This window comes from Rhodococcoides kyotonense, assembly GCF_001645385.1.
Taxonomy (GTDB): Bacteria; Actinomycetota; Actinomycetes; order Mycobacteriales; family Mycobacteriaceae; genus Rhodococcoides; species Rhodococcoides kyotonensis_B.
Genome location: NZ_LVHI01000001.1, coordinates 46,423 through 61,549 on the forward strand (window position 1 = coordinate 46,423; position 15,127 = coordinate 61,549).

The following is a 15,127-nucleotide window of genomic DNA, read 5'->3' on the forward strand; positions in this document are numbered from 1 at the left end:
CTACCGAATGACGCCCTCGGTCACTCAGAGTGACCGAGGGCGTCATTCGCTCTATCCGGGGGAACCCGTGGATTAGAACCGGCCACCGCTTGCGCGTCCGCCGCCCCCTCCGCCGCCGAACCCTCCACCGCCGAAACCGCCGTCACCGAAGCCGCCGCCACCGAACCCGCCCCCGAACCCGCCGCCCCCACGGCTGCCACGGAGCACGCTGTCGATGAGGATGCCGCCGAGGACCGCACCTGCGGTACCGCCCCCGGATCCTCCGCGCGGGCGGCGGCTGTCTTCCCAGTCCCGGACGTCGGCCTGTGCCTGCTGCGACGCGCGCGACGCCAATTGTGCTGCAGCTTGGGCATGTTGGAGTGCCGTCGCCGGATCCGACGCTTCGAGGTGCCGTGCCGCGTCGAAGTGCCGTTCGGCTTCGGCGAGATGTGTCCTGGCAGTGGCGCCGACGCCACCACGCCGTGTCGAGATGTAGTCCCTGGCTGCGGTGATCTGGGATTGTGCGCCGCCGAGGTCCCGCTGCAGCCGAGCGCGAAGAAGGTCCTCCTGCGTCTTGGCTTCGGTCGCGGAGTCGATCACGGCGTCGAGGTGACGATCCGCCTCCACGAGTCGGTTGAAGCTGCCCAGCGGATCGGCGGACTGCGACGCTACCGCGCTCCGTAGCGCCTCCTTGGCCGCGGCGCGGGCGGTCTGCAGTTCCTGACCGCCGTGCTCGGTCAACGTGGCCGCGTTCGCGATGTCGCGTCGCACGTCCTCGATCGCCGCGGGCAGCGTCGCGATGGCGTTCCGAATGTCGTTCTGCGCGTGGTCGACTGCGTCGAGCAACGACCGCGCCTGGTCGACGGCTTTCTCTGCCGTGCGCACGGCGGAGACGAGTTCGCCCTGCTGGCCTGCGGGTTTCGCGGCTGCTGCACGGCCCACCTCGATGTTGCGCTCGGCCAGTTCGATGTCCTCGCGGGCCATCACGATGTTCGATGAGATTGATGCGAGGGCTGGTTCGGCGAATTCGGTGTGCAGCTGCGCCAGCACCGCCTCCGATTCGGGTACGCGGACGGTCAGCGCGACGACCGCCTGCGTCAGCGAGTCGAGCGTCGACCCCGCGTTGATCAGCAAGTCGCGCATCTGCTCGAATTCGGCCACGCGAGAGTCGAGTTCGTGATCGGCCCGTCCGCACGACGAGATGATCTGGATCAGCATCGAGCGGCGCTGATCCGGGGTTTCGGGAATGGCGTCGTCGAGGCGCTGGCGAACTTCGAACGCGGCGCCGAGCGCCTTCTTCGCCTCCTCGAACGCGGTGATGAACGGGGCCGCCGTCGTGTCGCCGAACTCCGATCGCGCGATCGCGAGTTCTTCTTCGCTGGCGCGTACCGCGTTGTCGGTCTCGACGAGCATGGAGTGAGCCCGCGCGTCGAGCACGTCGAGCGGCAGAGCCGACAGTGCAGCGGTGTCGGTGGGGTCGATTCGTTCCGCGGCCTCGATGCTTGCCTGCTGGTGCTTCTTCTTCCGCCGCGACGAATAGGCGACGGCACCGCCACCGGCGACGACGACCGCACCCGCGCCGATGAGCCACGGAGTCGCGGATCCACCGGATCCGGAGGACGAATAGGCGTCGGAGAGGGAGCCGGCCGTGACGATCGCCGCCCCTGCCCAGTCCTCTTCGCGCAGAGCGGGTTCGATGTTGTCCGTCTGCATCTCCGTGATCTCGGCGTCGGTGATCTCGGTCAGCCCGGTGGGGACCCACATGCTGTAGGAACGGTCGACGGTCGCGACTGCGAGCAGGACGTCGCGGTCGCCGAAGCTGCTGGCCTGAGCCGTCGCCTGCGCCCACGCCGATGGATCGGTGTTGTCGAAGTCGGCGACGTAGACCACCCACAACCGGACACGATCGGAGTCGTACAGGTCGTCGATCGCAGCCTGCACGTCGGCGATCTGACCGTCGCCCAGAGCTTGGACGGTGTCGGTGATCTGACCCGCGAGCCGGGACGGTCGGTCGGCCGACGCCGGTGCCGCGGCACCCAGCAACGCTGCGAATCCGAGAATCGTCGTGAGGACACTGACTGCGAAGAAGCGCCGGACTGCCATGGGAGAAGAATCTACCGGCACGGTCGTTCCGGGCGGAGTCGTGACAGTTGTCATGCCAGGGTCGTGACGCTCGAACGAGGCTCCGGGCCTGCATCGACAGCAGAGTTGTTCTCATGACAACGACACCAGCAGTGCTTCTCGAGCATCTGAACAAGTCCTACGGGTCCGTACAGGCTGTCGCCGACGTCAGCTTGCGCGTCGAACCCGGGGAAGTGGTCGCGTTCCTCGGTCCGAACGGCGCAGGTAAGACGACGACCATCGACATGATGCTCGGTCTCGCGACCCCGGACGCCGGCAGCGCCCAAGTCTTCGGGACCTCCCCGGCCGATGCCATCAGCGCGGGACGCGTCGCCGCCGTCATGCAGTCCGGTGGGCTGATCCGTGACCTCACCGTGCGGGAGACGGTGCGTCTCACCGCAGCGCTGTTCCCTCGAACCCAACCCGTCGACGACGTGCTCGAGCGGGCAGGCATCGCGGATATCGCCGGCCGACGCGTCGGGAAATGTTCGGGCGGCCAGCAGCAGCGTCTGAAATTCGCGCTGGCGTTGCTGCCGGAACCGGACCTGCTCGTTCTCGACGAGCCCACCACCGGCATGGACGTCGAAGGCCGACGCGACTTCTGGGATGCGATCCGTCACGACGCCCGCCGCGGCCGAACCGTCCTGTTCGCTACCCACTACCTGGACGAGGCCGACGCGTATGCGGACCGGATTGTGCTGCTGCGCCATGGCCGGATCGTCGCCGACGGCAGTGCAGCCGAGGTCAAGAATCTCGCATCGGGCCGCACGGTCACCGCGACCGCACCGGGCATCGATCGATCCGCGGTCCTGCAGCTGCCCGGCGTCGACAAGGTGGAGACGCGCGGGGACCGCGTCCTGGTCCACGGACGGAACTCCGATGCCGTCGCGCGGTACTTGCTGGACGTCGGCGCGGCCGATCTCGAAATCGTTTCCAGGAATCTCGAGGACGCGTTCCTCGCACTGACCACCGATCGTTCCGCCGACCTCGTAGGGAGCTGGACATGACCACGCTTGCATCTCGAAAGACGTTGCCGCTCGGCGGTTTCAGCCCGACGTTCCTCGGCCTGGAGATCACACGCCTGATCCGCAATCGACGGACCGTCGTGTTCACGTTGGTGATGCCGCCGGTGTTCTTCGTGATCTTCGGGACGCAGTCCGACTACACGAGCAACTACGCGTTCGCGAACGGCAACGTCACGGCGTTCATCGCGATCAGCATGGCGGTCTACGGTGCGATGCTTGCCGCGACGAGCGGGGGAGCGATGGTGTCGGTCGAACGTGCACAGGGCTGGAGTAGACAACTGCGACTGACCCCGCTGCGTCCGGTCGCCTACATCGTCACGAAGATGTCGGTCGCGATGACGATGGGCCTGGCGTCGGTGGTCGTCGTGTTCGCCGTTGCGGCCGCGTTCGGGGCGGACATGCCGCTGTGGGTGTGGTTGTCGACGGGAGTCATCGCGTGGCTCGGCAGTTCGGTGTTCGCCGCGTTCGGGCTGTTCATGGGATACCTTCTGCCGTCGGAGAACGTCATGCAGGTACTCGGACCCGTGCTTGCGGTGCTCGCATTCGCGGGCGGGTTGTTCGTTCCGCTCGCCGACAACGGCTGGTTCCCGATTCTCGCGAGGTTCACCCCGCTGTACGGACTCGCGACCGTCGCCCGCGCGCCGTTCACGGAACCGTCGTCCGGCACGCTCGCGATCGCCGCGGTGAACCTGGTCGTGTGGGCTGCGGTGTTCGTCGTCGGCGCCGCGATGTTGTTCCGACGCGACACTCGGCGTGTCTGAGGCCGGTACTACCGTGAGCACCATGACACCAGCCGAGACGGAGGCATCCGAGAACGTGGGTCGGATGTCCCGTTTCGGCTGGGCTTTCGGCATGATCTGGCTGTTCTACCTCGCTTACCCACTCGGAGAAGCTCTTTCACTGCCGGACGTGTGGCAGAAGGTGCTCGCGACGCTCGTGATCATCGCGTTCGGTGCCACGTTCGTCGCGACGTTCTGGGGTTTCCGCAACGCGAATCGAGCTCACCGACGAATTTCGTTGCGCTACGCGTGGGCAGGACTCGGCGTGATGGGCGCTCTCGTCGTTGCTCTCGCGGTCATGGTCGGTAGCCAGGCGTTCGGCGCGACGATCTACATGGCCGTCCTCGCCGTCATGACGCTGCCGAGCAGACAGGCCTGGACGACGGTTGCCGTGATGGTCGCCGTCGTCGAGATCGTTCCCCGCCTCGTCCCCGAATGGAATCCCGGCACGTTCTTCGCGTTCCAACTCGTGATCAGTGCCGTTGCCGCCTGGGGGATCACGCAGGTGTTCAAGCGCAATCACGAACTTGCCGCTGCGCGTCAGCAACTCGCAGACCTGGCGATCGTCGCCGAGCGGGAGCGCGTCGGCCGCGACGTGCACGACATCCTCGGCCATTCGCTGACCGTCATCACGGTCAAAGCAGAACTGGCCGGGCGGTTGATCGATATCGACCCTGCCCGTGCTGCCATCGAGATCGGGCAGGTGGAGTCGCTCGCCCGTGAGGCGTTGAGCGACGTCCGGTCGACCGTCGGAGGCTTGCGCAAGGTCGACATCGCCACCGAATTGACCAGTGCGCGTTCGGCACTGGCGACCGCGGGAATCGAACCCGATCTACCAGCCGACGCCGACGTCGTGCCGCTGCGTAACCGCGAACTGTTCGGATGGACGTTGCGCGAGGCCGTCACCAACGTGATTCGGCACAGCGGCGCCGAGCGGTGCACCGTTGTCCTCGGTGCGACGCGCATCGAGATTTCCGACGACGGTTCCGGCATGAGCGGTCGCTCGGGGGAGGACGGAAACGGGTTGCGCGGCTTGGCCGATCGCGTTCGTGCGGCACAGGGGTCGCTGTCCGTCGGCCGATCGGCGGCGGGTGGGTTCAGTCTCGAGGTGGAGTGCTCATGAGTATTCGTCTGATGCTCGCCGACGATCAGGCGCTCGTGCGCGGGGCGCTGGCCGCCCTGCTCGACCTGGAGTCCGATCTCGAGGTCGTCGCGGAAGTCGGCCGAGGAGACGAAGTCGTGGCTGCCGCCGCCCGCCATCTACCCGACGTCGCGTTGCTCGACGTGGAGATGCCGGGTCTCGACGGAATCGCCGCGACTGCAGCCTTGCGTCGGGCGGTGCCGTCGTGTCGGGTGATGATCGTCACCACCTTCGGCAGGCCCGGATATCTGCGACGTGCCATCGATGCGGGCGCCGATGGATTCGTCGTCAAGGACACTCCCGCCCGCCAGCTCGCCGACGCCGTCCGACGCGTCCACATGGGCTTGCGCGTCGTGGACCCGACGCTGGCGACGGAAACCCTCACCGACGGCGTCTCGCCGCTGACCGCCCGTGAGCGGGATGTTCTGCGCGAAGCCGCGGCCGGTGGCACAGCTGCTCGCGTCGCCGCGGCGCTGCATCTGTCCGAAGGAACCGTGCGCAACCATCTGTCCTCGGCGATCGGAAAAACGGGTACGACGACGCGTGCCGAGGCCATTCGAGTGGCCGAGAGCCGCGGGTGGCTGTGACCCGGTCTGCGTGTCGTCGTGTCGCGCTCGCCGGCGTGGCTGGCAAACTCGAGGGGTGAACTCGACTCTCGACCGTGATCCGTACGGAGATCATTACGGCGACCCGTACGGTCCGCCGGATCCCGAGCCCACGCGGCTCGGCTTCTTCGGCACGCTCGGACGGTGGGTGTCACGGCTCTTGCTGGGCGTCGTGCTGATCGGTCTGCTCGTCGTCGGTGGTACCGCCTTCCGCGTGTGGCAAGTGGCCCGGATCGACGACAACACCGCCGCCGACGCGATCGTCGTGCTCGGCGCGGCTCAGTACTCGGGGACACCGTCGAGCGTGTTCGAAGCGCGACTGTCCCAGGCTGCAGACCTGTTCGAGCAGGGCGTCGCGCCCGAGGTCGTCACCGTCGGCGGCAAGCAGGAAGGCGACCTGTACACCGAAGCTGCGTCGGGTCGGAACTATCTCATCGAGCAGGGTGTTCCGGCCGATCGCGTGATCGCGGTCGAGGAGGGCTCGGACACGCTCGAGAGCATCGAGGCCGTCAGCCAGACGCTGCTCGCGCAGGGCAAATCGTCCGTCGTACTGGTCAGTGACCCCTGGCATTCGCTGCGCACGCGCACGATGGCCCGCGACGCAGGCCTCGACGCATGGACGTCGCCGACGCGTACCGGCCCTGCCGTCTACACGCGCGAGTCGCAGGCGCACGGAATCGCTCGCGAGACCGGCGCGTTGCTCTGGTACCAACTGACGCACTTCAATGCGGACTTCTCCTACACGGCAGGCCAGTGAACTTGAGCTCCTACAGCGAACACGACTACGAGCGCTTCGTCGCCGAGGCGCCGAAGACAGCCGGGCTCGACTCGACCCATGAGAACGCGTCGCACCGCAGCGCGTTCGCCCGTGATCGCGCCCGCGTTCTGCACTGCGCAGCGCTCCGGCGACTCGCCGACAAGACCCAGGTCACCGGCCCGCGCGACGGCGACACCCCACGCACACGGCTGACGCATTCGCTCGAGGTCGCGCAGATCGGCCGCAGCATCGGTGAGGGCCTCGGCGCGGACCCCGACCTGGTCGACCTCGCCGGGCTTGCGCACGACATCGGCCACCCGCCCTACGGCCACAACGGTGAGAGGGCGCTCGACGAGATCGCCGCCGACTGCGGTGGCTTCGAGGGCAACGCCCAGAACCTGCGCATCCTCACCGGACTCGAACCGAAGGTGCTGGACGACGGCGGCCGAAGCGTCGGGCTGAACCTCACGCGCGCCTCGCTCGACGCAGCCATCAAGTACCCCTGGCTTCGGCCGTCGCCCGGTGCGAAATTCGGGGCGTACGACGACGACAAGCCGATTCTCGACTGGGTGCGCGACGGCGCGCCCAACCGTCGGCGATGCCTGGAAGCGCAGTCGATGGACTGGGCCGACGACGTCGCTTACTCGGTGCACGACGTCGAGGACGGCGTCATCGATGCCCGCATCGATCTGCGAGCACTGGGCGATCCGACAGCTCAGCGCGAGTTGGCCGAACTGGGTGTCCGCGAGTTTCGCGGTCTCGACGCCGGAGAGTTGATCGAGGCGGCCGACAGACTGTCCCGCATGCCCGTCGTCGTCGCGGTCGGAACGTACGACGGAACGCTCGCCGCATCGGTCGCGCTGAAACATTTGACGAGTGAACTGGTCGGTCGCTTCGCCACCGCTGCGATCGACGCCACCCGGGTCAAGTGGGGGACCGATCCCCTGTCGCGGTACGACGCCGATCTGGAGATTCCCGCGGTCGTCGCGTCCGAGGTCGCGCTGCTGAAGACGATGGCGCTGCGTTACGTGATGTCCGACGCGAGTCACAAAGTGCGCCAAGGACGCCAACGTGACCGGATTCACCGCGTCGCCGAGTGGTTGTTACGCTCTGCGCCCGCCGAACTGGACCCGATTCTGGTGCCCGCGTGGAATGCGGCGGGAAGCGACGGCGAACGGACACGCGTGGTCGTCGATCAGATCGCGTCGTACACCGAGAGTCGGCTAGAGCTGGTCGACAAGCGCAGCCTGGGAGCTCAAGCCAGCTGGGGCTGAGTCGATCACGGGAAGTACTAGACTGCCGTGCGTGGCCGGCCGAATTCCTGAACGTGACATAGCCGCCATTCGCGAACGCACACGGATCGAAGACGTCGTCGGTGACTACGTCTCGCTCAAGCGCGCGGGCGGCGACTCGATGAAGGGGCTTTGCCCTTTCCACGACGAGAAGTCTCCGTCCTTCCACGTACGGCCGAATCACGGGCACTTCCACTGCTTCGGCTGCGGCGAGGGCGGCGACGCCTACTCCTTCCTCCAGAAGATCGAACACATCTCGTTCGTCGAGGCCGTCGAGCAACTCGCGGATCGACTGAACTACTCGATCAATTACGAGGGCGGAGGAACCTCGGTCCAACGTGACCGAGGCACCCGGGCGCGTCTGATAGCTGCGAACACCGCCGCGCAGGAGTTCTACGCAGCGCGGCTGCGTGAACCGGATGCGCAGACCGCCCGTGACTATCTCACCGAGCGCAACTTCGACGGCCAGGCGGCTTTGACGTACGGCTGCGGGTATGCGCCCGACGGCTGGGACACCCTCACCAAGCATCTGCTCGGTCGGGGCTTCGAGGCCAAGGAGATCATCGACGCCGGCCTGGCGACGCCGGGCAAGCGCGGAACACCCATCGACCGATTTCGTCGACGGCTCGTCTGGCCGATCCGCAGCCAGAGCGGCGACGTCATCGGCTTCGGTGCGCGCAAGCTGTTCGACGACGACACCATGCCCGGCAAGTACATCAACACGCCGGAAACCATGCTGTACAAGAAGTCTCAGGTGTTGTTCGGCCTCGATCTCGCGCGCAAGGAGATCGCGAAGTCGCATCAGGCCGTCATCGTCGAGGGCTACACCGACGTCATGGCGATGCATCTCGCCGGCGTGAAGACCGCAGTCGCGTCATGTGGCACGGCGTTCGGCGAGGACCACGTCGCCATGCTGCGACGACTCATGATGGACGACAGCTACTTTCGCGGCGAGGTCATCTACACGTTCGACGGCGACGCCGCCGGTCAAGCCGCCGCGATGAAAGCGTTCGAGGGTGACCAGAAGATCGCCGGACAGACCTTCGTCGCCATCGCGCCGGAGGGCATGGACCCGTGCGAGTTACGGCAGAAGTCCGGTGACGGCGCGGTGCGCGATCTCGTTGCGCGTCGGACACCGATGTTCGCGTTCGTCGTCAAATCGCTTCTGAGCGAACATGATCTGGACACGCCCGAGGGACGCGTCGAGGCGTTGCGTCGGACGGTTCCGGTCGTCGCACGCATCAAGGACGCGTCGCTGCGAGACGAGTACGCACGCCAGCTCGCCGGCTGGGCCGGGTGGGACGACACCGCGATGGTGCTGAAGCGCGTGCGGGACGAGGCCAAGAAGGGTGCGCGCGGCGGGGATGCCCGAGGCAAACGGGCGCCGTTCGAGAAGCCCCGGAACGAGCCGGAGGTCGCGTCGGGTCCTGCGCGACCGCACCCGAAAGACCCGGTCCTGTGGCCGCAGCGTGACGCGCTCAAGTCGGTGCTGCAGCATCCGGCGATCGCGGGGTCGGTGTTCGATTCGTTGCCGCCGGAGACGTTCACACACCCCGCGTACGCGGCCGTCAGTGCCGCTGTCGCCGCCGCGGGCGGTACCGCGGCCGGGCTGGGTGGGGGAGCGTGGGTCGATGCCGTCGCGAAGCAGGCCGACGGACCCGTCGTGCAGTCGCTGGTGATGGAACTCGCAGTGGAGAACATCAACGTGGCCGACGCGGCGCTCACCCGCTACATCGGCGGAGTGCTCGCGCGTCTGCAAGAGGTGTGGGTGGGTGAACAGGTCGCCGAACTGAAGTCGAAGATGCAGCGCATGTCACCGGCCGACAATCAGGACGAGTACTACGCGCTGCTCGGGGACGTCATCGCCCTCGAACAGTACCGACGGAGTCTGCTGGAGCAGGCCATCGGCAACGTCGAGGACGACTCCGCCGCCGGCTAGCCCTTACGCAACTGATCCTGGGGGATGTACAGCTGGGTCTCGTCGTCGATGGGCTTCATCGGCTCGAGCCTCGGCTGCGTGTTCAGCGAGTCGGACAACTTCTGACGGCTCACCTCGATGACCTTCTTCGTCGCCGGACTGCCCGCCACCGCGGCCGCGGTCTTGCGAATCTGCTCGTAGCGACCACGCCCCGCCTTGGCTCCGAGTACATACGCTGCCCCGGCAGCCAGAACCACACGAATCATCACTGTCCTCCTCTATGTCCGGCAGGTCGTCCGCAGGCTCCACACGCCATACCCGTTCTCACGTGCCGTCCATCCTGCCTGACGGGGGCGATTTGGTACTTCCATGGGGGTGTGCGCTATTGTTTCTCTCGGCCGCACGAGAGTGCGAAGCCACGGAGTAATCCCCTGTAGCTCAATTGGCAGAGCTTCCGACTGTTAATCGGACGGTTGCTGGTTCGAGTCCAGCCGGGGGAGCGCTGAGCCCCCATCCAGTTCACTGGGTGGGGGTTTTTCGCGTTCCGGTGCCGTTCGGAAATTTACCCTCCTGTTGTGCGGTCCGGGGGGCGTGAAAGCGCACAAAAGGAGGGTAGATTTCGCGTGGCCGGGGCCGCCGAGCCCACGCGTCGGGAATAGCGGGTCAGTTCGACACCCTGGGCCTCACGGTGATCGAGATGCGGCGACTGTCGCACTGAGTCACTTCGAAGGCCGGACCTCACCCGCAACAGATGAAGTCACTCGGCGGAGCCGCTTCTACCGTCTACTGAGCCGACGATTCTCTTTCCTGAACGGAGACCGCACCATGGGAACGGTCATCGGAGAGCTTCTGCCACTGGCAGTGGGGGTAGCGATATCTCCGATTCCGATCATCGCGGCGATTCTGATGCTGCTCGGAAAACGAGCTGGCAGTACCAGTATCGGCTTCGCAGTTGGATGGGTTGTCGGGATCATCGTCGTAACTACAATTTTCGCCGTCGCTGGCGGCGCTGCAACCGGGCCGGACGACGAACCGTCCACGACGGCGTCGTGGATCAAGCTCATCCTCGGCGCGTTCCTACTCGCACTCGGTGTTCGTCAGTGGCGCTCGCGTGCAGCCCGGCACGAGGCACCCAAATGGATGGCTGCGATCGACGACATGACTGCGGGCAAAGGGGCCGGCGTTGGTTTCGCACTCGCCGCAATCAACCCGAAGAACGTACTGATGTGCATCGCTGCAGGCATCACCATCGGCGGCGGCGCGAATGGCACCGGGGAGACCATCACCGCAGTCGCCGTTTTCACCGTCCTCGCCGCTTCGACAGTAACGGTACCCGTCATCGCGTATCACGCTGCAGCACAGCGGATGGCGCCCACACTGGCATCGCTCAAAGAATGGTTGGAAACGAACAATACCGCCGTCATGAGCGTTCTGATTCTGGTGATTTCGGTGGTCTTGATCGGGAAAGGCATAGGCGGGTTGTTCTGACCCGCAGCGCAAGAACTCGTGAGGGGACTCGATAGGTCGATGAGCAACCACTACCCCCGTCACATCGTGTTCTCCTCGTTGTTCGGATATCGGGCTCGTTTTCTGCGTCCGGATATTCTCGCCGGTCTCACGGTGTGGGCTGTCCTGGTCCCAGAAGCATTGGCCTACGCAACCATCGCGGGCGTTCCGCCTGTCGTCGGACTGTATGCGGCGGTCCCCGCCCTCATTCTCTATGCGGCAGCGGGTAGTTCGCGACACCTGATCGTGGGGCCGATGTCCGCGACCGCCGCGCTGTCGGCGTTACGAAACGAACTGGAGCGCAGGGGCCTTGCGTTCCGCATCGCCCGTGACACCGGACAATTTCGCGACGTTCTCGTAACCACCGGAGAAGGAGATCCACTACCGGTGTTCGTGTCGATCGCCGACGCCTTGTCGGCGGAGGACCCCCCGTGCACTCAGTGACGGCCGCATCGAACGGCGTCGACGTTCCAAGACTCGACGGCTCGGGCGTCCTGCATCAGGGATCCGCACCAGCGATGCATGCTCGTGCTCATGGTGTGACGATCGAGAAAGAGGTGTCGGGTCGGGTGGTCAGGTCGGTAATTCGTTTGATGGTCGAAGTGTCGCCGTCCATGGTGGCCTCGGTGTCGTGGCCTGCGAGTAGGCCGAGTAGTTGCGGCTTCGTCAGCGTGACCGTGAGGTCGGCTGGGTCCGTTCGACGTGTCGGGTAGTGGATGAGGGCGCCGTTGTGCAGTTCCATTCGATAGATTTCATCGACGTCCGTGAAATGCCAACGGATCGAAATCGTTGTGTCCCAAGCTTTCGGGCCATCGATGCGGATGGCGATACTGTCGAACACCTGCGTGATGGTGAGAGCTGCCGCCATTCCAGCTGCGCTGACTTCCGCTGGGTGGTTCGATCCGTTCACCTCGTCCGCGCCGACGAGAAAGTTATTGCGCCAGGTTGCGCATTCGGAGCCGTATCCCAGGCGTGTCAGCACGCTCTCGAGTACCCCCTTGGCCTCAGCGTGGTCTGGCTCGGCGAACACCGCGTGGGCGGCAAGTTCGGCCGCGAAGCGAAGGTCGCCTTCGTCGGCGAACTCCTTCGCTCGCGCCACCGCTACATCGATGCCTCCGAGCGCACGGACGTAGCGTGCGCCCGCCGCCTGCGGTGGGTGTTGCCATAGGTGCGCGGGGTTGCCGTCGTACCAGCCGATATAGCGCTGATAGATCGCTTTGACGTTGTGGCTGACCGATCCGTAGTACCCGTGGGTGTGCCATGCGGCGTCGAGTGCGGGCGGCATCGAGAAGTCTTCGGCTATCTCGGTTCCGACCAAACCATCGTTGAGTAGCCGCAATGTCTGATCGTGCAGGTAGGCGTACAGGTCTCGCTGCTCGGTGAGGAATGTGACGAGCTCGGTGGTGCCCCAGGTCGGCCAGTGGTGCGAGGCGAACGCGACGTCGCAGTCGTAGGCGAATAGTTCTATTGCTTCGGCGAGGTATCTCGACCAGTTGCGTGCGTCGCGAACTTCCGCGCCTCGCAGTGTCAGCAGATTGTGCAGGTTGTGCGTGGCGTTCTCTGCAAGACACAGAGCTCGGTGGTCGGGGAAGCAGAAGTTCATCTCCGACGGCGCTTCGGTGCCGGGCGTGACCTGGAAGGTGATACGAACGCCATCGAGGGTTTCGGTTTGCCCGGTGTGCGTGATGTCCAGCGTAGGGGCGAGGAGGCCGACAGTTCCAGTCGATGTGCTGGGCCCGAGCCCAGCGCCCAGTGTTCCGGTTGCGCCCACCGGAAGTACGACTCCGGTGTGATACATCCCCCGGCGCAGCATGGCGTTCCCGGCATATACGTTTTCCGAGACTGCGTGCTCGAGAAAATGCTCGGGCGCCACGATCGGCACCGTGGTGTCGGCGTCGACGACGCCGAGCACACCACCGAAATGATCGATGTGCGAATGGGTGTAGATGACGGCGGTCACCGGGCGGTCTCCACGATGTCGGCGGTAGAGCGCGAGGCCTGCGGATGCACATTCGGCCGACACCAAGGGGTCGATGACGATGACACCGGTGTCACCTTCGACGAGGGTCATGTTGGACAGGTCGTAACCACGAATTTGGTAGATCCCGTTCGTGACCTCGAACAGTCCGTGGATGGCGGTGAGCTGCGCTTGCCGCCACAAGCTCGGATTGACGGTGTCGGGGCATTCTCCCGCCGTCGCGGCCTCGAAATTCGCAGCGTCGTAGACCATCCGGCCGTCTGGAGTGCGAACTCGAGCGGGGTCCAGAACGTCGATCAGACCACGGTTGGCGTTGGCGAAATCGGTGCGGTCGGCGAAATCGGCGGACATCGATCCTCCTCGGTGGACACAGGATTGCAAAGGTGTCGACCAACGGGCATCGATAACCCAATCCGGGTTGGCGGACGAGATGCTGCATGCCGTCGCGAATCGGTGACCGCGATCTGTTCCGATTGACAGCATGCACCCACAGAGAGATGACGACCTCGCCCGTTACGGGTGAGTGTTGCGTGCTCGAGGTCTGCGAGCGGATAGGCGGCCACGTCGCGAATCAAGTGAAGACGGTCCCCAGTGGATTTCGATTTGCGGGCTACCGCGGCCGGCGTCGAACAGGCCGGATCGGTGTCACCGGATCGGATGGGTGGTGGTCTTTCTTGGCCCGGTAGAGCGCGTCGTCCGCGCTCGACAGCAATTCCTCGACTGCGCATCCGGCGTGGTTCTGTGCGATACCGATGGAGATGGAGACGCCGATCTCGCCGCTGGCGGTGAAAATCGGCGCCGCTGAGGACCGGTGCATCCGGTCGGCCACATCGGTTGCAGCAGTGGGACTTCCGAGTTCGGTGCGCGGGAACAGGGCGACGACGAATTCGTCGCCACCGATCCGGCCGATCACCATCGAAGAATCGCATTCCGCGGACAGACGTTGCGCGGTCGTACGGAGCACGAGATCGCCGGTGATGTGCCCGTACGTGTCGTTGATGGTTTTGAAGTCGTCGACGTCGATGAACAACAACGCATCCGGGACCGATAGCTCGTCGGAGATTCGGGCGATCCGCTCGAACAGGGCGGCCCTATTCAGGACACCGGTGAGGTCGTCGAGCCGGGATCGGATGAGTAGTTCTCGATATGCCTCGATCGTGCTCGAATGCGCCCGCGTTTCCTCGGTGACATCGCGATAGCTGATGGCAACGACGTCGTCGACGCAGGTGGCGGTCACTTCCATCGTGGTGCCGGGAAGGTAGATCGACTCGGTGCGCAGTGTCACCTCCCCTTCGGTGCGGAGGACTTCTCGGTGCAGGTAATCGAGATAGGTGTCCTTCAACGCCGGAAGTACGTGGTGAATGTGGTGGCCGAGGACGTGGCTTCGGCGAACGCCCAGATGCTTCTCGCTCTGCGCGTTGATGTAGCGGACGGTCATGTCACGGCCCAGGATGACGAACCCGAGCGTGACGTTGTCGAGAACGTGGGTGAGCAACGCTTCGCGACCCAATTCCGGGTCCAATTCCAGAACGACTCCGGTGAGCACGTCCGGGCCGCCCCAGGAGCCGGGTTCGATGGCGACGCTACGAGTGAGGATGTAGCGAATCTCGCCGTTGGGGCGGCGGATGCGGTAGACGCATTCGGCGCCGATGGAGGCCAACGCGTCCCGGTACAGGTCGGCGACGACGTCGTGATCGTCCGGGTGGACGCGCTCGGCCCAGATCTCGAACGGTGGCCGGTCCCCGGTGTCGTCGAACAGCGCGGCGGCCCGGGCGTCCCAGGTCATTGTCCGGGTACCGACATGGAACCGGGTGATGCCGATCGTCGCACCGTCGGGGTCGATCTGCGACACACCCGGGGCGGCCGGTGTGGTCTCGTCCATCGCTGTACCTCGTACCCATCACCCCGACCGGTAAGAATCCTCAGTGTGCACGTCGACACCGGTTCCGGGGTCGTTACAAGCCCCCTGACCGAAAAATATCCGGCTTGCCCGACATTCTGACCGGATCGGACGTCGTGTGTGGGA

General features: G+C 65.4%; 11 protein-coding genes, 1 tRNA gene and 3 pseudogenes. 11 read left to right on the top strand and 4 right to left on the bottom strand.

Features of this window, described 5'->3' with window-relative positions; genetic code table 11:
• Nucleotides 1-72 precede the first annotated feature (72 nt).
• The gene (locus A3K89_RS00235) at nucleotides 73-2,082 is read right to left on the bottom strand and encodes a TPM domain-containing protein (RefSeq protein ID WP_068420452.1); all 2,010 of its coding nucleotides are present in this window, start codon (nucleotides 2,080-2,082) and stop codon (nucleotides 73-75) included.
• 113 nt (nucleotides 2,083-2,195) lie between these two features.
• Between A3K89_RS00235 and A3K89_RS00240 the strand changes: the two genes are divergently transcribed.
• The 8 genes and pseudogenes from A3K89_RS00240 to A3K89_RS26760 form a co-directional block, all read left to right on the top strand.
• Nucleotides 2,196-3,107 (top strand): ABC transporter ATP-binding protein, encoded by a 912-nt coding sequence (locus A3K89_RS00240; protein ID WP_068420453.1) that lies wholly within the window; start codon nucleotides 2,196-2,198, stop codon nucleotides 3,105-3,107.
• Nucleotides 3,104-3,886: an ABC transporter permease gene (locus tag A3K89_RS00245; RefSeq protein ID WP_068420455.1), complete on the top strand. Its 783-nt coding sequence runs from the start codon at nucleotides 3,104-3,106 to the stop codon at nucleotides 3,884-3,886. Before A3K89_RS00240 ends, A3K89_RS00245 begins: the two co-directional genes overlap by 4 nt.
• Before the next feature lie 22 nt (nucleotides 3,887-3,908).
• On the top strand, nucleotides 3,909-5,027 hold the full coding sequence (locus A3K89_RS00250) for a sensor histidine kinase (protein ID WP_068420907.1): 1,119 nt from the start codon (nucleotides 3,909-3,911) through the stop codon (nucleotides 5,025-5,027).
• Nucleotides 5,024-5,632 carry a response regulator transcription factor gene (locus tag A3K89_RS00255; RefSeq protein WP_068420457.1) on the top strand — a complete coding sequence of 203 codons (609 nt, stop codon included), beginning with the start codon at nucleotides 5,024-5,026 and terminating at the stop codon, nucleotides 5,630-5,632. The genes A3K89_RS00250 and A3K89_RS00255 overlap by 4 nt, the downstream gene beginning before the upstream one ends.
• A 166-nt stretch (nucleotides 5,633-5,798) precedes the next feature.
• Nucleotides 5,799-6,407 carry a YdcF family protein gene (locus A3K89_RS00260; protein WP_254303370.1) on the top strand — a complete coding sequence of 203 codons (609 nt, stop codon included), beginning with the start codon at nucleotides 5,799-5,801 and terminating at the stop codon, nucleotides 6,405-6,407.
• A 2-nt stretch (nucleotides 6,408-6,409) separates the two neighbouring features.
• Nucleotides 6,410-7,681: a deoxyguanosinetriphosphate triphosphohydrolase gene (locus tag A3K89_RS00265; protein WP_371828776.1), complete on the top strand. Its 1,272-nt coding sequence runs from the start codon at nucleotides 6,410-6,412 to the stop codon at nucleotides 7,679-7,681.
• Between the two features lie 31 nt (nucleotides 7,682-7,712).
• Nucleotides 7,713-9,063, top strand: a pseudogene (dnaG, locus tag A3K89_RS00270) (DNA primase); the annotation flags it as partial.
• 71 nt (nucleotides 9,064-9,134) lie between these two features.
• Nucleotides 9,135-9,638 (top strand): annotated as a pseudogene (locus tag A3K89_RS26760) (DNA primase); the annotation flags it as partial.
• Here A3K89_RS26760 and A3K89_RS00275 read toward each other — a convergent pair.
• Nucleotides 9,635-9,883 carry a hypothetical protein gene (locus tag A3K89_RS00275; RefSeq protein ID WP_068420463.1) on the bottom strand — a complete coding sequence of 83 codons (249 nt, stop codon included), beginning with the start codon at nucleotides 9,881-9,883 and terminating at the stop codon, nucleotides 9,635-9,637. The pseudogene A3K89_RS26760 and the gene A3K89_RS00275 overlap by 4 nt on opposite strands.
• Before the next feature lie 161 nt (nucleotides 9,884-10,044).
• Between A3K89_RS00275 and A3K89_RS00280 the strand changes: the two genes are divergently transcribed.
• The 3 genes and pseudogenes from A3K89_RS00280 to A3K89_RS25255 all read left to right on the top strand — a co-directional run.
• Nucleotides 10,045-10,117: transfer RNA gene (locus tag A3K89_RS00280), tRNA-Asn, on the top strand.
• A gap of 325 nt (nucleotides 10,118-10,442) precedes the next feature.
• Entirely contained in the window at nucleotides 10,443-11,105 is a 663-nt protein-coding gene (locus tag A3K89_RS00285; RefSeq protein ID WP_068420465.1) for a GAP family protein, read from the top strand.
• 39 nt (nucleotides 11,106-11,144) lie between these two features.
• Nucleotides 11,145-11,405 (top strand): annotated as a pseudogene (locus A3K89_RS25255) (SulP family inorganic anion transporter); the annotation flags it as partial.
• Nucleotides 11,406-11,655: 250 nt separating this feature from the next.
• Here A3K89_RS25255 and A3K89_RS00295 read toward each other — a convergent pair.
• Complete coding sequence (locus tag A3K89_RS00295; protein ID WP_068420471.1) at nucleotides 11,656-13,452, bottom strand: alkyl/aryl-sulfatase; 1,797 nt, start codon at nucleotides 13,450-13,452, stop codon at nucleotides 11,656-11,658.
• 259 nt (nucleotides 13,453-13,711) lie between these two features.
• The gene (locus A3K89_RS00300) at nucleotides 13,712-14,983 is read right to left on the bottom strand and encodes a GGDEF domain-containing protein (protein ID WP_068420472.1); all 1,272 of its coding nucleotides are present in this window, start codon (nucleotides 14,981-14,983) and stop codon (nucleotides 13,712-13,714) included.
• Nucleotides 14,984-15,127 lie beyond the last annotated feature (144 nt).